Below are 19,166 nucleotides of genomic sequence, written 5' to 3' on the forward strand. Positions count from 1 at the left end.
GGCACTATCGGTTCGCCGTGGTTCAGTGACTGGTCGCCGTCTTGCGTATCGCTGGTGACGCTAACCAGTTGCCGTACCACGGCGGACCTGTCAGCCTGGGCCGTCTTTGGCATCTGCGGCATCGGGCGGGTGTTTGTACTGGAACGTCCGAGCTGGTCTGACGACCCGTGGGGTGCACCCTCGATGGACTTATGCTGATGAATTCACCGAGTCGCCCGCCCGTGCTCGCGGCGAGGCAGTCGCGGTGACCGCGAGGTAAGTCGGTCAGTTAGCGGTTCACGGCGTGGACTGAAGCGTGGTTCGCCGTTCAGATACACACCCAGCTCCGGCTGCGGGCCGGAGGGGCGGATGTAGAAGGAGCAGGCGGAGAGTTGGGCTGAGGCACTGGTGAGGCGCGTTCCCTTGCCAGTCCGGCGCGACAGGCATGACAGGACTTGTCCTGTGTGAAACTGCCTCGTAACGCTCGGATGCTGTGCATCTCCGCGTACGGGTGGCAGTATGCATGCTCTCGACTCTTGAGAACTACGAGGAGTGACGAAGTGGCCCGAGGACACCAGATGAAGGCGTTCGCCCTTCTCCCGGCTTTTGCGCTGGCCAGCCTGACTATGGCCTGCGGTGCAGGCGGCAACGGGGCGGGCGGGGTGGCGACGTCGACTGCCCCGGGTGGCGGGGGGAGCGCACTGACTGAAAAGAAGGATGACTCGCTGGCCGCGCTCGTGCCGGCCGAGGTGAAGGCAGATGGCAAGATCGTCGTCGGCCAGGATCAGACCTATCCGCCGAACGAGTTCTTGGAGAATGGCAAGCCAACCGGATTCGACGTCGACCTCGGCACCGCTGTCGGCCAGGTGCTTGGCTTAACCACAGAGTTCCAGAGCGCGTCGTTTGACGGTATCATCCCGGGCATCTCGGCGAAGAAGTATGAGATGGGCATTTCGTCGTTCACGATCAATGCTGAGCGGATCCAAACAGTCGACATGGTCTCCTACTATCGCGCGGGGACCTCCTTGGCAGTGCTCAAAGGCAATCCAGAGGGCTTGTCCGTGACCAATCTGTGCGGCAAGAACGTCGCGGTGCAGAAAGGCACGACGCAGGTCAACGACCTCGACAAGCGGAACACGGCGTGCGTTGGCGCGGGCAAGCCGGCAATCAACATCACCCAGTTCCAAGCGCAGACGGACGTGAATCTCGCGCTCACCGCGAAGCGGGTAGCGGCAGAATTGGCCGACTCGCCAGTAATCGACTACGCGTTGAAGCAGACCGCCGGGCAACTTGAGGCCGTCGGTCAGCCCTATGACACCGCGCCGTACGGCGTTGTCCTGCCAAAGAACAGTGGCGATTATGGCAAAGCGGTGGAAGGCGCGATCCAGAAGCTGATCGAGGACGGAACGTACCGGAAGATCCTCGACAAGTGGGGTCTGTCCGGTTCTGGTTCGATTACCAAATCGGAGATCAATCCGGCCTCCTCCTGAACGAGCTGAGGATATAGTACTCGTGTCAAATCTCTCTGGTCCTGCCGAAATCCGGCAGGAGGTCGACACCACTCCGATCAAGGCGATTCCCGTCCGGCGCTACGGCCGCTGGGTGGCTGGCGCGATCATCGTGTTCCTTGCGTTCATCGTGATCCGCAGCGTGGTTACAAACAGCGCCTTGCAGTGGCCAGTCGTTGGGCAGTTCCTCTTTGACGACCGAATTCTCAACGGGGTTCGAAACACGTTATTGCTCACGGTGATCTCCATGATCATCGGCATCGTCGGCGGCGTACTTCTCGCGGTGATGCGGTTATCGCCGAACCCGTTGATGTCTGGTGCCGCGGGGATCTACATATGGCTGTTCCGGGGCACTCCGTTGTACACCCAGTTGATCATCTGGAACTTTCTGGCGTTGGCCTACTCAAAGATCGGAATTGGGGTTCCGTTTGGCCCGACATTCTTCAGCTGGGATACAAATACGCTAATCAACCAGTTCATCGCCTCTTTGCTTGGGCTTGGCTTAAATGAGGCCGCGTACATGGCGGAAGTCGTGCGAGGCGGTATCCAGGCGGTTGATTCAGGCCAGCTCGAAGCGGCTTCCGCGCTCGGTATGAGCCGCAGCCGGACGCTGCGAAGGATCGTGCTGCCGCAAGCGATGCGAGTGATTATCCCGCCGACCGGCAACGAAACCATTTCGATGCTGAAGTCGACGTCGCTGGTGGTCGCCATCGGCTATTTCGAGCTGATGGTGTCGGCGCAGACAATTTATGCGCAGAACTACAAAACTGTTCCGATTTTGGTCGTCGCGGCGTTGTGGTATCTGTTCATGACGTCGGTGCTGACGGTCGTGCAGTATTACATTGAGCGGTATTTTGCCCGCGGCACTTCCCGGGCGACCACGCAGAAGAACAAGTGGGGAGCGCGAATGCTGGGCTACCGCTTCGGCCGCGGTGGCAGCGGAGGCGGGGGTGCTTCACGATGACTCCCGTTGTTTCCGCACAGAAGGTGTGCAAGAGCTTCGGCTCGCTCGATGTGCTGAAGGGCATTGACCTGGAGGTGCACGACCGAGAGGTGCTCTGCCTGATCGGCCCGTCCGGTTCCGGCAAGTCCACTCTGCTGCGCTGCATCAACCACCTGGAGAAAATCGACGCGGGCCGGTTGTATGTCGACGGCGTGCTAGTCGGCTACCGCGAACGCGGCGGCAGGCTGCATGAGCTGCGAGACAGGGAAATCGCGGCTCAGCGCAAGGACATCGGCATGGTGTTCCAGCGGTTCAACCTGTTCCCGCACATGACGGCGCTGGAAAACGTCATGGAGGCCCCGGTCCAGGTTCGCCGGGAGCCGAAGGCGCAGGTCCGGGAACGCGCGCTGGAACTGCTGGACCGGGTAGGACTCGCCGACAAGGCGGGTTCTTACCCAGGCCAGCTTTCCGGCGGCCAGCAACAGCGCGTCGCCATCGCGCGAGCGCTGGCCATGCAACCGAAACTGATGCTCTTCGACGAGCCGACATCCGCTTTGGACCCGGAACTGGTGGGCGACGTCCTGGGCGTCATGCGCCAACTGGCCAAGGACGGCATGACAATGGTCGTGGTAACCCACGAAATGCAGTTCGCCCGTGAGGTTGCCGACAAGGTCTTCTTCATGGACGGCGGGGTTGTCGTGGAGTCCGGTGCTCCGGACGAGGTCATCGGCGACCCGAAGCATGAGCGGACCAAGGCGTTCTTGTCCCGGGTGTTGAACCCGAACGCTTGAGTTGGTTGAGGCCGCCCGGAGATTCTCCGGGCGGCCTTGCCTGGCGTCGGCCCCGCATTTTTGAAGGAACCGCTGATATGCCTTCGCGGTCGCTTCCGAAATCGGTTCCGGGTGCGCGTATCTGCACTAGTTTTACGGCCGTGTCCTGCGCGTGGCGAAGATCGCCATGGTTTCTTTATCGAATTCCCAGCCACGGTTGGCCGACGCGGGGCAACGTCGGTGCTGGCTTGGCTCGCACCCATTCCTGGTGTTCGGCGGCTGCCCAGTTGTCATGACTTGCTCCGTCGCGGGGAGCGGGAGCGGCGGGCTGCCCGCAGGTGGCTGCTGCGGAGGCGGGGCGAGCGTCTCTTTGAGAATCCACTCCGCGTCTCCGCCTGGTATGTCGTGGGCCGCGGCTTCCCGGGTGCGGCCTACCCGCTGCTCTTGATCAGCTCCGGGAGCAGGCACGAACCGCCCATAAGGGGCGTTCGGACGAGATCGTCCGGCGCGGATCTGGGCGGAATAGGCCAGTCAAGTAGTCATCCGTATGCGCAAAGTGACCGAACCAGCGGGTCATTCAGCACTACTCCGCCCGGGCCCTTGCCCATCCGCCGTTGATCCGATTCCCTGAGGGCCGACGATCGTGGGGAGAAGGGGCTCGTGCCGACCGATACGACCTTGCCGCCGCTTGATCCGTTTGCCGGGGTTCCCGACAAGCGGTACGAGGTGACGGCAGCGGACCTGCTCAAACCTGGCAGCAGCGGCATCCTTCGCTGGAGACGGCAGGCCACCAACGCGCCGATCGTGCTGGTCGAGGACGCCTACATCACCGGTACCCTCGATCTTCGCGCCGCCGATCTCAATTTTCTCTTCCAATTCGAACGCTGCCGGTTCGAGCATCCGCCGGACGTGCGCGAGGCGACGCTTCTCGGGCTCGTTTTCCGGAAATGCTGGCTTCCCGGGTTGAGGGCGCGAAATTTACGCAGTCGCAATGATGTGCGGTTGATTCGCAGTGTCGTGGAGGTCGCGCCGGATCAGTTCGAGCTGGAGACCACGACCGTGCAGCGCGGGGATGATCGCGAGCGCGGGATGCCCAATGCCGCGGTCAATCTCACCGACGCGGTGATCGACGGGTCGGTCGTGCTCACCAGGACCACGATCAGCCATCCGCACGGGAAGGCGATCCACGGTGACCGTCTGGTGATTACCGGTGCCCTGCTGGCTTATCGCATGGTCGCCAAGGGCGAGGTGCGGCTGCCGGGCATGCGGACCGGCGGTAACGTCAACTTCTCCGGGGCGACGTTCGACAATCCGGATGGCTTCGCGTTCAACGGGAACGGGCTGCACATCGGCGGTAGCTTGCTGTGCGAGGTCGACAACTACGGTCCTGCCAGCGATCGCAAGAGGTTCTCCGCCAAGGGAGTCCTCTACCTGCCAAGCGCCACTGTGGACAGTGACATCGTGATGCGCGAGGCGCGGCTTCAGGTCGACCAGCGCGGGCCGATCGTCGTGGATGCCTGGAAATCCGGGGATCCCTACCTCGATCCGCGGCCTGCGTTGGTCGCGGACCGGCTCAAGGTGGACGGCAATCTGGAGTTGTCCGACGGGCTCCGGGCGTTCGGCACGCTCCGCATGGTCAACGCGCGCATCGGCGGGTCGCTCAGGCTCGCGGGCGCGGAGATCACCATGGTGCGCGGCCGGGCGACGCCGTATTACGACCGGGCGTTGCACCTCGACGGGTCCACGGTCGGCGGCGACATCGAGGCGACCAATCTCCGGGTGCCGATCGGGCAGTTGCGGCTCGCGGACGTCACGGTCGGCGGCAACTTCCTCGCTTGGAATTCGATGTTCCTGCATCCGGGGCGCGACGTGTTTTCCGCGCGGAGAGCCAAAATCTCCGGGAATTTCCAGCTGACGGACGCTACGCTGCAGGGCACGCTGCGACTCCAGGGCGCGGAAATCGGCGGCAGCGTGAACATGTTCGGCACGTTGCTGACCGAGCCGGGGCAACGGAAATCGAGCAGCTTCTCCCTCGACATCCGTACCGCGCGGATCGGGCGCGACCTGGTGCTCACCGAGGACAAGGACCGTCCGTTCCTCGCTGAGGGCGGCGTGAACCTCGACGGCGCACAGATCGCGCGGAGGCTCGACCTGAACGGCGCGAAGCTCGGCTCGCTTGCCCCGCATGACATCGCGCTCGACGCCAGCGACGTCACAGCGGACGAGTTCGTTCTGTCTCCCTCGGAACCGCCGACCGGTTCGGTGCGGTTGCGCAGGGCGCATTGCGGTGCACTGGCCGACAACGAGGAGATCTGGAACGCCACCGACGGTCTCGAACTCGAGGATTTCCGTTACGACGCCCTGAAACACGGTATAGCCCTCGATGACGACAAAGCGCTGGATCACCGGATCGAGTTGCTGCGCAAGGCAATGCGCGGCTACCGGCCAGGTCCCTATGATCAGCTCGCCGCAACCCTGCGCGCGGCCGGAAACGAAGAGCACGCCTCGACGGTCGCCCTGCGAAAGCAGCAGTTCCGCTACGAAGCGCTCGCCAGGGGCTTCAAGTTCTTCGGCCCCGGCGTCCGCGTGTGGAGTTGGCTGCAACGGTCGATGGTCGGCTACGGCTTCCGTCCGGTGCGCGCGCTCGGCTGGCTGTTCACACTGCTGGTGCTCGGCAGCCTGTGGTTCGGCCTCGGCAAGGACGACTGCGTCAACGACCACACCGGCCGCTACATGACCAGCGGCCCGCGCTGCCTGGTCAACCAGCAGGACTCCGGTCTGCAGTGGAACCCGGTCATCTACACCGCCGACCTGCTGGTGCCGATCGTCGACTTCGGCAACAAGTCGCGCTGGTACATGCACGGCGCGGACAACTGGGTGGCGGCCGGATTCACCGCGTCCGGCTGGATCCTCGCGACGACGGTCGCGGCGGGCGTGAGCCGGATGCTGCGCCGGGAGTCCTGATCGCATACTCTGGGTATGTGAGTCCTGATGCGACGGGTCAGATCGAGGTCAGCGCCGCTCCGGCGAAGGTGTACGCGCTGGTCAGCGACCCGGGTGCGCTGGCGGGGGCGGCCACCGAGTACTGCGGGCACCGCTGGCTCGGCGGCGCGACCGGTCCGGCGGTCGGCGCGAAATTCCGCGGCAGCAACCGCCGCGGCGTGCGCCGGTGGTCCACGACGGTCGTCATCACGGCGGCGGACGCGGGACGCCGGTTCGCCTTCGACGTCAAGCTCGGGCCGATCCCGGTCTCCCGCTGGGAGTACGTGATCGAGCCCGCCGGTGACGGCTGCGTCGTCACCGAGAGCATGTGGGACCAGCGGCCCGGCTGGTTCACGCCGTTGACCGTGGTGGCCACCGGGGTGAAGGACCGTTCGGTGACCAACCGCGTCAACATCGGGGAGACGCTCGCGCGGCTCAAGAGCGCGGTCGAGTAGGGCTCACTCCACGAACCGGGACCAGAACTCCACGACCTTGACGTTCGCGGGTTCCTCCCCCAGCGGCTCCCCGCCGAACTCATGCCGCAGGTAGCCGCGCAGGTCCCAGCCGTAATAGACCACGTCGGTCTGGTACACCGACAGCACCGGATACCCGGATTCCCCGGCGGTCGCGGGCAGATACCGATGCCCGCACACCGGCACGAGCTGCGGCACCGTCGCCAGATGCCGGCGCGCGACCGCCAGTGCGTTGCACATCGACCGTGGCCGGGCCCCCCATTCGGGCAGCCACAGGTCGTTGTTCTCCACGTCGTACAGGACGCCGTCGACCGGCCAGTCCAGGCGTTTGCGCAGCTGGTCCGGGTCGCCGTGGCGCCAATCGGGCCAGCGGTCCCCCACTGGCACGCCCGCGGTGAGGAAAACCCGGTGGTCGTCGGAAAAGGTGAACCCGAACTGGTCCTCGACGTCGCTCAGTTCGGCGGGCGTGAGGCCAGGCCGCAAGGGCTCGCCGAGATTCTGCTGCAGGATGCGGGCCTCCTCCACGGTGAAGGCTTCGGCCGGCTGAACGTGTGTCATGCCCGAAGCGTACGTAGCGCCGGCCCGCGTTCGCGCGTCCTTTTTCGCCGGAATGAGCTCCCTCGCCGGGGTGAGGTTCTTCTCTCCAGCCGTGGTTGACGGAACACTGCGTGACCGGATGTAGTTCACTCCTTCCGTGACTCCCTCACCGCAAGCCCGGCAAGCCCGCGTGCGCGCGCCCGAGCTGACCGGCGACGTCTGGCTCAACACCGGCGGCCACCGGCTGACTCTGGCGCAACTGCGCGGACGCGTGGTGCTGCTGGACTTCTGGACCAGCGGCTGCGTCAACTGCCTGCACGTGCTCGACGAACTGCGTCCGCTGGAACAGGAATTCGCCGACGTCCTGGTCACCGTCGGGGTGCACTCGCCGAAGTTCAGCCGCGAGGGCGAGCGCACGTCGATCGAGGCCGCAGTGCGTCGCTACGAGGTGCACCATCCGGTGGTCAACGACCCGAAGATGGAGCTGTGGTCGCAGTACGCCGTGCGGGCATGGCCGACGCTGGTCGTGGTCGATCCCGAGGGTTACGTCGTGCACGTCGCGGCCGGGGAAGGCCACGGCGAGGCGCTACGCCGCGTGATCGCCGACCTCGTCGCCAAGCACGAGGCGAAGGGCACGCTCCGCCGCGGCGGCAGCCCGTACGTGCCGGTCGAGGAGCAGCGCACGGAACTGCGTTTCCCCAGCAAGGCCGTGGTCACCGCGGGCGGGCGGATTCTGGTGGCGGACACCGGACACCACTCCATCGTCGAGTTCGCTTCGGACGGCGAGACCGTCATCCGACGCTTCGGCAGCGGGGTGCGCGGGACGCAGGACGGGCCGTTCGACCTGGCCCAGTTCGCCGAACCGGCCGGAATCACCTTGCTGCCCAACGAAGTCGCCGAGCGCGCCGGGTACCACGCGGTCGTCGCCGACACCGCCGGGCACCGCCTGCGCGGCCTGGACCTCAACACCGGCGAGGTGAAAACCGTTGCCGGAACCGGTAAGCAGTGGCGCGATGGCACCGACACCGGCAAGGCGCCGGACATCGACCTCACCAGCCCATGGGACCTCATCTGGTGGGCCCCGGCGGGCGGCGTGGTCGTCGCGATGGCCGGAAACCACACGCTGAGCGTGTTCGACCCGGTCTCCGGAGACATCCGCCGGTTCGCCGGAACCACCGTCGAAGGCCTGCGCGACGGCGACGTGCACGAGGCGTTCTTCGCGCAGACGTCCGGAGTCGCCGTGGACGGCCAGAAACTGTGGCTCGTCGACGCGGAAACCTCGGCCCTGCGCTGGATCGAACCGGCTGGCGAGTCGTTCGCCGTGCACACCGCGGTCGGCACCGACCTGTTCACCTTCGGCCACGCCGACGGCCCGTCCGACCAGGCGCTGCTGCAGCATCCGCTCGGGCTCGCCGTGCTGTCCGACGGCCGGGTCGCGATCGCCGACACCTACAACGGCGCGATCCGCCGCTACGACCCGTTCACCCGCGACGTCACGACCCTCGCGACCGGGTTCGCCGAACCGCAGGGCCTGGTGCGCCACGACGGCGAGCTGTACGTCGTGGAGTCGGCGGGCAACCGGGTTACCCCGCTCGGGGGCAATGGCCAGGCGACCGCCGTCGCGGGCACGCGCCAGGCCGTGCAGCGTCCGCCGACGCTGCTCGCGCCCGGCGAGATCGAGTTTTCCGTCGTTTTCACCCCACCGCCGGGCGAGAAGCTCGACGAGCGCTACGGGCCTTCGACGCGGCTGGAGATCACCGCGTCGCCGCCGGAACTGCTCGCCGACGGGGCCGGGATCGGAACTGATCTCGTTCGGCGGATCAAGTTCGCCGAGGGCGCGACCGAAGGTGTCTTGCAGGTAGTGGCGCAGGCCGCGAGCTGCGACGACGGCGGCGAGCACCCGGCGTGCCGGATCACCCGGCAGGACTGGGGCGTCCCGGTGCGGTTCGAGAACGGAGGGGAGAAGGCGCTGAGCCTGATGATGGCGGGCGAGCCCAAGGCTCCGGCAACCGGTCAGTAGCATGGCTGGCGTGCCGGACACGCCGAAGCTCGAGATCCAGATGCTGCACGACCGCGTCCTCGTGCGGTTGTCGCAGGAGGAAGGCGAGCGCCGCAGCAGCGGCGGCATCGTGATTCCCGCCACCGCGCAAGTCGCGCGCAGGCTGGTGTGGGGTGATGTACTGGGTGTCGGCAACAGCGTGCGGAACGTCAAGCAGGGAGACCGGGTGCTGTTCAACCCGGAGGACCAGCTCGAGGTCGAGATCCAGGGCGAGGGCCATCTGGTGATGCGCGAACGCGACATCCACGCGGTGGCCACGGAGCGGACCGAACACGGCACGGGGCTTTACCTGTAGCTCCCGTACCAGGGGAGGCAGGCGTTGCGTGAAGAAGACCGTTCGTCGGCTTTCGCCGACGACCTGCTGAGCGACGAGCTGCTGAACGACTCCGCCCTGGTCAGCGAAGCCGATCTGGCCGCGGAGATCTTCGCGGTGGCCGACGCGCCCCCGCCGCCGGACACCCCGTTCCGCCGCTTCCGCACCCGCCTCGGCCGCAGTTTCATGATCGTCGGCTGCCTGCTCGGGCTGTTCGTGCTGCTCTACACCATCGACCTGATGACCAGCGCCGGCGACGTGCCGCGCGGCGTGCAGGTGGCCGGGATCGACGTCGGCGGCCTGTCGTATGCCGAGGCGGAAGCCAAGCTGCACACCGAACTCCAGCCCCGGCTGACCCGTCCGGTGCCGGTCCACGCCGGGGACGTCACCGCGACGCTCGTGCCCGCGGATTCCGGACTCGGCCTCGACTGGCCGGGCACGCTCGCCCAGGCCGGGCACCAGCCGTGGAGCCCGCTCACCCGGCTGCTGTCGTTCTTCACCACCCGCGAGGTGGGCGTCGTGACGCGCAGCGACCAGCTTGAGGTGACCGCCGCGGTCCAGCAGCTTGCCGGGAAGCAGCTCAACCATCCGCGGGTCGAGGGCAGCATCGGGTTCACGCCGAAGGAAAACAACGGGGTCACCGCGTATGCGGTCGAGCCGCGGCAGGGCCAGGAGCTGGCCGACGTCCCGGCCGCGGTGCAGTCGGTAGTGGCGGACTGGCTTTCGCCGCGCGGGGTCACGGTGAAGATGGCTGTGACACCAGCCCAAACCACCTCCGCTGACGTGCACCGCTTGCTGGACACCGTGGTCGCGCCCGCGGTCGCCGCGCCGGTCGTGCTGCACGGCGAGGGCAAGGACAGCACGCTGCGACCGTCGGCCATCGCGTCTTCGTTCCAGTTCCAGCCCAACGGAGGCGGCGGTCTCGAACTGCGGATCGACCAGGAGAAGCTGCGCGCGGCCGTTCAGCCGGACCTGGCGTCCACCGAGGCGAACAGCAAGGACGCGCAGATCACCCTCGACTCCGGCGTCCCGGCCGTCACCCCGTCCGAGGACGGGCGAAAGATCAACTGGGCCACCACTTTCAAAACCCTCACCGCGGTGCTCGCCAAGCCCTCCGGCCGCGATCTGCCGGTCGCCTACGATCAGAAACACCCGACGCTGACCACCGACGGCGCGAACGCGCTGGGCGTCAAGGAGGTCATCGGCGAGTACACCACCGGCGGGCTCAGCGGCCCGGCCGCGGCGAACGTCGCCACGCTCGCCGGACGCATCAACGGCGTCCTGGTGAAACCGGGAGAGTCGTTCAGCCTCAACGACTATCGCGGCGGCGGATACGCGTCCGCGCCGGTCGACGAGGACGGCACCGGCCCGGCGGTAACCGGTGGCGGGCTGTCGCAGCTTTCGTCCACTTTGTACAACGCGGCCTACCTCGCCGGTCTCGGCGACGGCGGCCACGCGGCGCACGACCACTTCATCAACCGCTATCCAGCTGGCCGGGACGCGGTGGCCGTGGACAGTTCCGGCAACGCCGTGGACCTCAAGCTGGCCAACAACGATCCGACCGGGTTCGCGATCCAGGCCAGCGTCAACGGCGATTCGGTGACGGTGAAGATCTGGGGTACCAAGCACTACCGCGTCGAAGGCCGCAGCGGCGCGCCGTCTGACCAGGTGCCGCCGCCGGTGCAGCTCGGGCCCGGTCCGGACGGTCAGTGTCACGCCTCACCGGGCGCGTCCGGGTTCACCGTCAGCGACACCCGGGTGTTCTACGACCTGGCCAGCGGGGGCGAGGTCCGCGAAGAAAGCCGCAGCACGACGTATTCGCCGCAGCCGATTGTCAGTTGCTGAGCCGCGCCGGGGCCTTCGACCGCCAGGATTCGGTGAGCAGCTCCCGCAGCTGCTGCGGATCGACGCGGTCGAGGTGCACGAGGATCGAACCGTGACCGTCGTAGTGCGGCGTGGTGAAGAAGGCCGGATCGCCGGACGCGAGCAGTGCGGCCTTCTCGTCGAGGCCGACGAACAGCACCAGCCCGCCTTCGGACTCGGTGCGCAGCCGCGCGTAACCCTTGCCCGCCACCTTCAGCGCGGGTGTGCGGTACCAGGTAGCCACCTCGGTTTCCGGCAGCTCCTCCTGCGCCCACGCGGTCACATCGTCCCAGTTCATCGTCATGCCGACCATTCTCCCCCGGCTGTCTTGGCGAAACGAGAGCCCGAAAAGCCGTGAAGGACTCCTCGCGGGAACCTGATTCCCGCAAGGAGTCCTTCACGGACGGAACTACGGGGTCGCGGTGATCCGGTCCGCGGGCGGCGGAGCGATGCCCGGGTGCGCACCGAGGTAGGCGATGAACGCGTCCAGGTCCACCGGCCCGCCCGCCAGGTCGGTGCCCTTGGTGAACTCGGTGAATCCGTCCCCGCCTGCGGCGAGGAAGTTGTTCACCGACACCCGGTACTGGGCCGCCGGGTCGACCGCCGTGCCGTTGACCGTGATGTTCGAAACCCGCGAGCCGACCGGAGCGGCCGCCGAGTAGGTGTAGTGCAGCGACTTCGAGATCTGCAGGATCTTGGTGCCGCCGGGCTGACCCCACTGCTGTTCCAGCACGTTCTTCAGGTTCGCGCCGGTGAGCGTGATCGTCTGCATGATGTTCGAGAACGGCTGCACGGTGAACGCCTCGCCGTAGGTGACGACACCGTCGCCTTCACCCGCCGACGACGACTTGTACGTCAGGTCGGCGCGGATGCCGCCCGGGTTCGTCATCGCGATCACCGCGTTGTTGGACTTGGTCGCTTCGAGCTGGGCGTCGGCGATCACGTCGCCGAGCGGCGACTCGCCGGACGATCCGCCCGCCGCGGGCAGGTCCGCGGTGATGGTGCCGACCTGCTTGTTCGCGATCGGGGCGGCCTTCGTCTTGGCCTCGTCGACGAGCTTCGTCACGGCCGGGTCCGCCGTGACGTCGCGGGTGACGATCTCGTTGTGCGCCTTGGTCTGCGACCGGACCACGTCGCGCGTGCGGCGGTCGATCTTCAGGTCCACGACCGACAGCAGCCTGCCGAACGACGCGCCCTGGATCACCGGCCGCGGCTGGCCCGCCGGGTCGTTGACCACGCAGTTGTACTGCTGGTGGCTGTGCGCGCTGAAGATCGCGTCGACCTTCGGCGTCACTTTCTTCGCGATCGCCGAGGCGTCGCCGTTCGGCTGCACCTCGCAGTCGTTCGGACCGGCGGTGGGCAGCGCCTCGTCGCCCTGGTGCAGCAGCACGACCTGGGCCTTCACCCCGAGCCGGTCGAGGATGTCCGCGGTGCGGTTGATCGCCTGGACCTCGTCGCCGAACTTGAGGCCCTTGATGGCCTCCGGCGTCACGACCGAGGGCAGGTCCTTGAGCGTCGCGCCGATGACGCCGACCGGGACGCCGCCGGAGAACTGGATGCTGAACGGCAGCAGCGCGGGCAGCCCGTTGTCGAAGTACACATTGGACCCGAGCAGCGGGAACCGCGCGCCGTCGTAGCTCTTGCGGAACTGGCAGCCGTCGGTCTTGTTGCAGCCGCCGAACTGCATGCGCAGCAGTTCCTGGTAGCCCTCGTCGAACTCGTGGTTGCCCACCACGGACGCCTTCACGCCGAGTTCGTTGAGGAAGTCCATGGTCGGTTCGTCGTGGAACAGCGCCGAGATCACCGGCGACGCGCCGACGTTGTCGCCCGAGGACAGCACCATCGAATTGCGCACCTGCGCTTCGAGCTGCTTGACGTGCGTCGAGAGGTAGGCCGCGCCGCCCGCGTCCACCTTGGTCCCGTCCGGGAGCGTGATCTTCCCGCTCGACCCGGACGGCGGTTCGAGGTTCCCGTGCAGGTCGTTGAACGCGATGATCCGGACGTCGGTGGTCTGTGCGGCCTCGGCGGGCGCGCTCGTGACGGCCACGGTGGCCAGTGCGGCCGCGGCGGTGGCCGCGAGCCGGGTGAAGAGCTTCATGTTTCCTCCGGTGTTCGCGCCCGCCTGACCCCTGATGCGGACGCCCGGCGAAGCAGTCTGCCCAAATCGGACGGTCCTGACCAGGGCGGAACGGCCGGTGCCGGATGAAAGTTTCGGTAACGTTCGCCCACCCCGCGTCGATCTGTGCATTAGGTGCCGAGGGGGACGAATGGAACTGCAGCTCGTCGTGCTCACGCTCGCCGTCGTGCTCTTGCTGATCGCCGGCACTGTCTTCGCGGCCTGGCGCTCGGAGCGGGTGGACCGCGACGACGAACCGCCTCCCCGCGACGGCTGACCGATCGGTCGGCGAGCACTCGGCCATCTGGCCGATCCCGGTCGCAATGCCTCCGGCTGTTCGACCGAAGTGCCGCGGCGGCACGATCAATAGCGTTCTCGGCATGACGAACGCACAGGTCACCGCCCTGCAGTACGGGTTCATCGGGTTCCTCGCCGGATGGGCGACGATCCTGGTCCCGCAGCTCGTGCTCCAGGTCGCCCGCTACGGCCACGTGCGGCTGCGCGGCCTGGTGACCACGGCGGCGGTCGTCTTCTACGCGTGCATGGCGCTGGCGGTCGTCTTCCTGCCGCTGCCCGGCCCGAACAGCAGGCGGCTGGAGCAGACCGTGCAGCTGGAGCCGTTCCAGTGGATCGCGGACATCCACACCGAGCTGGTGAAACACGGTCTGTCGGCGGCGGACTGGTTCACCACCCAGACGTTCCAGCAGGCCGCGATGAACGTGCTCTTGTTCGTCCCGCTCGGGTTCTTCGCCCGAGTGCTGTGGCGGCGTGGCTTGGTGGGCGCGCTGGCGATCGGCTTCGCGGCCTCACTGGCCGTCGAGATCACCCAGCTCACGGCGAACTTCGGGACCGCGCCGTTCGTCTACCGGATTTTCGACGTCGACGACCTCATGACCAACACCTTCGGCTCCGGTCTCGGCTGGCTGGCCGGCGCGCTGCTGCTCGCGCTCCGGCCGATCTCTTCAACCCTCCGCGTGGAGCCTGCCCGGAGCGAGCGGATCGACCTCGCCAAGACGCGCTAACCGGGCTCGTCTCGCGATCGCGGCTTGGCGCGCCGCGCGGCGGTCTTCCAGGATCACGATCAACGAGGCGATGGCGATGATCAGTGCTACCAGGCCGAGCACTAGCCACAGTTGCATGTGCTCTCCTCATCGACGCCGTTGTGCGAGAGATCACACAGGCTACCGAGCGGGGCGCCGGGTTGGCTACCCCGCGTTCGAAGGTCGTGCGGAGAACCAGTCCCGGTCAGCGGTGACCCAGCGCCCGAACCTCAGCCCGGCTTGTTCGAGTGCGGGTTCGAGGGGGAAGTTTTCGCAGGTGAACGGCTGTTTCCAGGTCCGGTCGCCGAGGGCGTAAGCGACAGTGGCGGAGAGCCGGTCGCCGTCCCGGCGCACGCCTTCCAGCGCGATACGCACCTCGCCCAGCCGGCCGCCCCAGCCGTCGGCGACCTGGTCGAACCAGGCGGGCGGATGCCATTCGACCAGCAGTTGCCCGTCCGGGGTCAGCTGTCGCCGCCCTGCCGCCAGCAGCGCGTGCCGATCCGGCCCGTTGACCAAGTGGCTGCCGAGCACGACGACCGGGAATCGCCGGTCCAGCCGAAGCTCATCGATTCGCGCGCAGACGGTCTCCGCACCGCCGACGTGCGCGAGCATCTCCGCTGATTCGTCGACCGCGACCACCGGATGTCCGAGCGCGAGCAGTGGATGCGTCACGCGGCCTGTTCCGCAGCCGAGCTCAAGCACCGCGGCACCCGCCGGGATCGCACCGTGAATCACCTCCGGCTCGCCAGCGGCGGGCAGCTCCAGGTAGAGGTCGACCGGGCAGCCGTCAGGCGTCACGTTCATCCCGCCCAGTGTGCCGGGAAACTGGACCCATGCCCGCCAAACCCACCAAGGCCGAACAAGCCGCCGCGCACGGGACCATCATCCCGGACGTCCTGGCCCCCAACCTGAACGTGCTGTTCTGCGGCATCAACCCCGGCCTCTACTCAGGCGCGCTCGGCCTGCACTTCGCCCGTCCCGGCAATCGCTTCTGGCCCGCTCTGCACGCCAGCGGCTTCACCCCGCGCCTGCTGGACCCGAGCGAACAGGACGAACTCCTCGACCTCGGCCTCGGCATCACCAACGTCGTAGCCAGGACCACCGCCCGCGCCGACGAGCTGACCGACGACGAACTCCGCGAGGGCGGGCAGATCCTGACCGGGAAGGTCGAGAAGTACCGACCGCGCTGGCTGGCAGTGGTGGGAATCACCGCCTACCGTGTCGCGTTCGGCGAGCGGCGGGCCGCGGTCGGGCCGCAAGAACGGACAATAGGAACAACTCGGGTCTGGCTGTTGCCCAATCCGAGCGGCCTGAACGCCCATTGGACCCCGAAAACGCTCGCCGGGGAGTTCGGTCGGCTGCGCGCACAGGCGGTCATCGGAGATTCACCCGAGCGGTTAAACCCTCAGTAGAGCTAACCCAGTCGGGCGGACCCTCGCTGCGCCGTCCGCCCGCATTTCGGGGCCACTTTTCTACTCAGAGTTTGCTGCGACCAGCCGTTACGGCCATGAGGGGGAAACCGCGTCACAGGCCGGTCCCGGCGGAGTCGAACCAGGGACGAGGTGTCGTTCCCGGCCGGTTCCGGCAGGGGGGACCGCGGGCACGCCGAGGGGGCGTGCCGGTCACCGGGAGCGACCATTGAGGACGGAGGCCCGAGATGCGTGGCATCGAGCCCCACCGAACGCCCATGTCGGCCGGTCAGCCAGCCGGCGGTCGAAGCCTGGGAGTCGCGGTCGTCGACCCGATCCCGATTTTCCGCGAGGGCATCGCGGCGATGGTGCACCGCACGCTGGGCCTGCACTGGTCCGGCCAGGCGGCGAGCCACCACGCGGCGATGCAGTTGTGCGAGCAGGTCCGTCCGGACGTCGTGATCCTCGACTCCGCGCTCGACCCCAACTGCCATCTCGCGAAACTGCTCAACGCGGGCGACCCGGCGCTCGTGCTGGTCACCCTCGTGCGCGACACCAACCGCACCCAGCAGTACCTCGCCGCCGCCATCGGGGCGGGTGCGCACGCCATCGTTCCGCGCGCGGTCGATTCCCGGCGGCTCGCCGAGGCGGTCCGGCGCGCGCACCACGACCGGCGCTACATCGACCCGGCGTTGTCCGCGCTCACCGCACGGCCCAAGCGCGAGCCGTCGCCAAGAGCCGCTCCGGCGGACGGTCACCTCGTGCAGCCGAAGAGCGCCATGCCGCTTTCCCGGCGCGAGTACCAGGTTCTGCAGCTCGTCGCCGAAGGGCTGGAGAACTCGGGGATCGCGAAGCTGCTCTTCCTGTCCGTGGAAACGGTGCGGACCCACGTGAAGAGCATTCTCCGCAAGCTTTCCGCCCGCGACCGGACACACGCGGTGACCATCGCGTTCCGCAGCGGCATTCTGGTCCCTCAGCTTGACGACAGCGCCGTCCCCCCGGCTGTGCAGGAGGTCGTGGCGCGCAGCACCCGGTGAGCCCGGCTCCCTGGTCGACCCGTCATTCCGAGCGAATATCCACCCCTGGAAGGGCGGATTCGCTTGCTCTGGTTACTGGTAGGTAATATCCTGATGTTACCGGCGAGTAAGGGAACCAGCGCCCGGCCGGAAAGCCGAACACGACACGGAGTGACGACATGGGCCACTACAAGAGCAACGTCCGAGACCTGGAGTTCAACCTCTTCGAGGTACTCGGCGTGCAGGAACGGCTCGGGAAGGGCGTGCTCGCCGAATCGGACGAGGAGACCGCCCGCGGCGTGCTGTCGGAGCTGAACAACCTCGCCACCGGCCCGCTCGCCGAGTCCTACGCCGACGCGGACCGCAACCCGCCGGTGTATGACCCCAAGACGTTCAGCGTGACGATCCCCGACTCGTTCAAGAAGAGCTACAAAGCGCTCGTCGACGGCGAATGGTGGCGGCTCGGCCTCACCAACTCCCTCGGCGGCTTCGGCCTGCCCCCGACGGTGCAGTGGGCCGCGGCCGAGCTGATCCTCGGCGCGAACGCCCCGCTGTTCATGTACCTGGCGGGTCCGAACTTCGCCATGATCGTGGACAAGAACGGCACCGAAGAGCAGAAGCACTGGGCTCAGCTGATGATCGACCGCGGCTGGGGAGCCACCATGGTGCTCACCGAGCCGGACGCCGGTTCGGACGTCGGCGCGGGCCGCACCAAGGCGGTCAAGCAGGAGGACGGCTCCTGGCACATCGACGGCGTGAAGCGGTTCATCACCTCGGCCGAGAACGACATGGTCGAGAACATCATGCACTTGGTGCTGGCCCGTCCCGAGGGCCCCGGCATCGAGACCAAGCCGGGCACCAAGGGCCTGTCGCTGTTCCTGGTGCCGAAGTTCCACTTCGATTCCCAGACCGGCGACCTCGGCGAGCGCAACGGCGCCTTCGTCACCAACATCGAGCACAAGATGGGCATCAAGGTGTCCACCACGTGCGAGCTGACCTTCGGCCAGCACGGCACCCCGGCCAAGGGCTGGCTGCTCGGCGAGGTGCACGACGGCATCGCGCAGATGTTCCAGGTCATCGAGTACGCCCGGATGATGGTCGGCACCAAGGCGATCGCCACGCTGTCCACCGGTTACCTGAACGCGCTGGAGTACGCCAAGGAGCGCGTGCAGGGCGCTGACCTGCCGAACATGCTGAACAAGGCCGCGCCGCGCGTCACCATCACGCACCACCCCGACGTGCGTCGTTCGCTGATGCTGCAGAAGGCGTACGCCGAGGGCCTGCGCGCGGTCTACCTGTACACCGCGTCGTTCCAGGACCAGCTGTGGACCGGTGAGGGTGATGAAGCCGCCCTGAAGCTGGCGCACAGCGTCAACGACCTGCTGCTGCCGATCGTCAAGGGCGTCGGCTCCGAGCGCGCCACCGAGCAGCTCGTGCAGTCGCTGCAGACGCTGGGCGGTTCCGGCTTCCTCCAGGACTACCCGATCGAGCAGTACATCCGCGACGCGAAGATCGACTCGCTGTACGAGGGCACCACGGCGATCCAGTCGCTGGACTTCTTCTTCCGCAAGATCGTCCGCGACAAGGGCCAGGCGCTCGCGTTCGTCGCGGGCGAGATCACGAAGTTCATCGAGTCCGAGGCTGGCAACGGCAGGCTCAAGAACGAGCGCGCGCTGCTCAAGCAGGCGCTTGAGGACACCCAGGGCATGCTGGGCTCGCTCATCGGCTATCTGACCTCGTCGCAGGAAGACCCGCAGAACATCAACAAGGTCGGCCAGCACACCGTGCGGCTGCTGATGTCGGTCGGCGACCTGCTGGTCGGCTGGAAGCTGCTGCAGGGCGCCGAGGTCGCGCTGGCCAAGCTCGACAACGGCGCGTCGGCCAAGGACAAGCCGTTCTACGAGGGCAAGCTGGCGGTGGCGTCGTTCTTCGCGAAGAGCGTGCTGCCGGAGCTGACCTCGCGCCGCGCCATCGTGGAGGCCGCGGACAACGCGCTGATGGAGATCGACGAAGCCGCGTTCTGATCGCACTGGCTGGAAAAATGCCCCGCTCCGCACCCGGACCGGGGCATTTTTCGTGCTTCCGGTGGCGGTGGTTCCGGGCGAGCGGTAAGCCGGGTTTAACCTCCCGGGTTCCGGGCTAAACCGGACGAGCCCGG

Annotated in this window: 17 protein-coding genes; 13 read left to right on the forward strand and 4 right to left on the reverse strand. The window is 67.1% G+C overall.

Translation table 11 applies throughout. The features are described 5' to 3' along the window. Nucleotides 1–557 precede the first annotated feature (557 nt). From BM362_RS05335 to BM362_RS05355, 5 genes are all read left to right on the forward strand, one after another. Nucleotides 558–1,469, forward strand: a complete 912-nt coding sequence (locus BM362_RS05335; RefSeq protein WP_067577636.1) for an ABC transporter substrate-binding protein — start codon at nucleotides 558–560, stop codon at nucleotides 1,467–1,469. A gap of 22 nt (nucleotides 1,470–1,491) precedes the next feature. Then, nucleotides 1,492–2,451 carry an amino acid ABC transporter permease gene (locus tag BM362_RS05340; RefSeq protein ID WP_161269444.1) on the forward strand — a complete coding sequence of 320 codons (960 nt, stop codon included), beginning with the start codon at nucleotides 1,492–1,494 and terminating at the stop codon, nucleotides 2,449–2,451. Then, the gene (locus tag BM362_RS05345) at nucleotides 2,448–3,221 is read left to right on the forward strand and encodes an amino acid ABC transporter ATP-binding protein (RefSeq protein ID WP_067577632.1); all 774 of its coding nucleotides are present in this window, start codon (nucleotides 2,448–2,450) and stop codon (nucleotides 3,219–3,221) included. The genes BM362_RS05340 and BM362_RS05345 overlap by 4 nt, the downstream gene beginning before the upstream one ends. A gap of 639 nt (nucleotides 3,222–3,860) precedes the next feature. Next, on the forward strand, nucleotides 3,861–6,164 hold the full coding sequence (locus BM362_RS05350; RefSeq protein ID WP_093572352.1) for an oxidoreductase: 2,304 nt from the start codon (nucleotides 3,861–3,863) through the stop codon (nucleotides 6,162–6,164). Nucleotides 6,165–6,181: 17 nt separating this feature from the next. Further along, nucleotides 6,182–6,637, forward strand: coding sequence for an SRPBCC family protein (locus BM362_RS05355; RefSeq protein WP_093572353.1), 456 nt, complete (start codon nucleotides 6,182–6,184; stop codon nucleotides 6,635–6,637). Nucleotides 6,638–6,640: 3 nt separating this feature from the next. Here BM362_RS05355 and BM362_RS05360 read toward each other — a convergent pair whose 3' ends face one another. Further along, nucleotides 6,641–7,213, reverse strand: coding sequence for an SMI1/KNR4 family protein (locus BM362_RS05360; protein ID WP_067577626.1), 573 nt, complete (start codon nucleotides 7,211–7,213; stop codon nucleotides 6,641–6,643). 169 nt (nucleotides 7,214–7,382) lie between these two features. On the opposite strand from BM362_RS05360, the gene BM362_RS05365 reads away from it, so the two are divergent. From BM362_RS05365 to BM362_RS05375, 3 genes are read left to right on the forward strand one after another with little or no spacing between them, the layout of a single operon-like run. After that, entirely contained in the window at nucleotides 7,383–9,212 is a 1,830-nt protein-coding gene (locus BM362_RS05365; RefSeq protein WP_093572354.1) for a thioredoxin-like domain-containing protein, read from the forward strand. Nucleotide 9,213: 1 nt separating this feature from the next. Continuing rightward, nucleotides 9,214–9,546, forward strand: a complete 333-nt coding sequence (locus BM362_RS05370; protein ID WP_037808959.1) for a GroES family chaperonin — start codon at nucleotides 9,214–9,216, stop codon at nucleotides 9,544–9,546. 24 nt (nucleotides 9,547–9,570) lie between these two features. Continuing rightward, nucleotides 9,571–11,409, forward strand: coding sequence for a VanW family protein (locus BM362_RS05375; RefSeq protein WP_093572355.1), 1,839 nt, complete (start codon nucleotides 9,571–9,573; stop codon nucleotides 11,407–11,409). Here the strand turns inward: BM362_RS05375 and BM362_RS05380 are convergent. Together BM362_RS05380 and BM362_RS05385 are read right to left on the reverse strand one after the other, a co-directional pair. After that, nucleotides 11,399–11,740 carry an MmcQ/YjbR family DNA-binding protein gene (locus BM362_RS05380; RefSeq protein ID WP_198545198.1) on the reverse strand — a complete coding sequence of 114 codons (342 nt, stop codon included), beginning with the start codon at nucleotides 11,738–11,740 and terminating at the stop codon, nucleotides 11,399–11,401. The genes BM362_RS05375 and BM362_RS05380 overlap by 11 nt on opposite strands. 96 nt (nucleotides 11,741–11,836) lie before the next feature. Then, nucleotides 11,837–13,525 carry a bifunctional metallophosphatase/5'-nucleotidase gene (locus tag BM362_RS05385; protein ID WP_093572356.1) on the reverse strand — a complete coding sequence of 563 codons (1,689 nt, stop codon included), beginning with the start codon at nucleotides 13,523–13,525 and terminating at the stop codon, nucleotides 11,837–11,839. Nucleotides 13,526–13,694: 169 nt separating this feature from the next. Between BM362_RS05385 and BM362_RS49850 the strand changes: the two genes are divergently transcribed. Both BM362_RS49850 and BM362_RS05390 read left to right on the forward strand, forming a co-directional pair. Beyond that, a complete protein-coding gene (locus tag BM362_RS49850; protein WP_255366059.1) occupies nucleotides 13,695–13,820 on the forward strand; it encodes a hypothetical protein in 126 nt (41 codons plus the stop codon). A gap of 103 nt (nucleotides 13,821–13,923) precedes the next feature. Next, nucleotides 13,924–14,565, forward strand: coding sequence for a VanZ family protein (locus BM362_RS05390; RefSeq protein ID WP_067577618.1), 642 nt, complete (start codon nucleotides 13,924–13,926; stop codon nucleotides 14,563–14,565). Nucleotides 14,566–14,748: 183 nt separating this feature from the next. Here the strand turns inward: BM362_RS05390 and BM362_RS05395 are convergent, their stop codons facing one another. Further along, on the reverse strand, nucleotides 14,749–15,387 hold the full coding sequence (locus tag BM362_RS05395; protein ID WP_167545208.1) for a class I SAM-dependent methyltransferase: 639 nt from the start codon (nucleotides 15,385–15,387) through the stop codon (nucleotides 14,749–14,751). 29 nt (nucleotides 15,388–15,416) lie between these two features. Here BM362_RS05395 and mug point away from each other — a divergent pair, with 29 nt between their 5' ends. The 3 genes from mug to BM362_RS05410 all read left to right on the forward strand — a co-directional run bounded on the left by mug (nucleotide 15,417) and on the right by BM362_RS05410 (nucleotide 19,032). Next, nucleotides 15,417–15,995 carry a G/U mismatch-specific DNA glycosylase gene (gene mug, locus BM362_RS05400; RefSeq protein ID WP_093572358.1) on the forward strand — a complete coding sequence of 193 codons (579 nt, stop codon included), beginning with the start codon at nucleotides 15,417–15,419 and terminating at the stop codon, nucleotides 15,993–15,995. 245 nt (nucleotides 15,996–16,240) lie between these two features. Continuing rightward, nucleotides 16,241–17,029 (forward strand): response regulator transcription factor, encoded by a 789-nt coding sequence (locus tag BM362_RS05405; RefSeq protein ID WP_067577611.1) that lies wholly within the window; start codon nucleotides 16,241–16,243, stop codon nucleotides 17,027–17,029. Between the two features lie 158 nt (nucleotides 17,030–17,187). After that, the gene (locus BM362_RS05410) at nucleotides 17,188–19,032 is read left to right on the forward strand and encodes an acyl-CoA dehydrogenase (RefSeq protein WP_067577609.1); all 1,845 of its coding nucleotides are present in this window, start codon (nucleotides 17,188–17,190) and stop codon (nucleotides 19,030–19,032) included. Nucleotides 19,033–19,166 lie beyond the last annotated feature (134 nt).

Origin of the sequence: Amycolatopsis rubida (assembly GCF_900115345.1) — a bacterium.
GTDB lineage: Bacteria > Actinomycetota > Actinomycetes > Mycobacteriales > Pseudonocardiaceae > Amycolatopsis > Amycolatopsis rubida.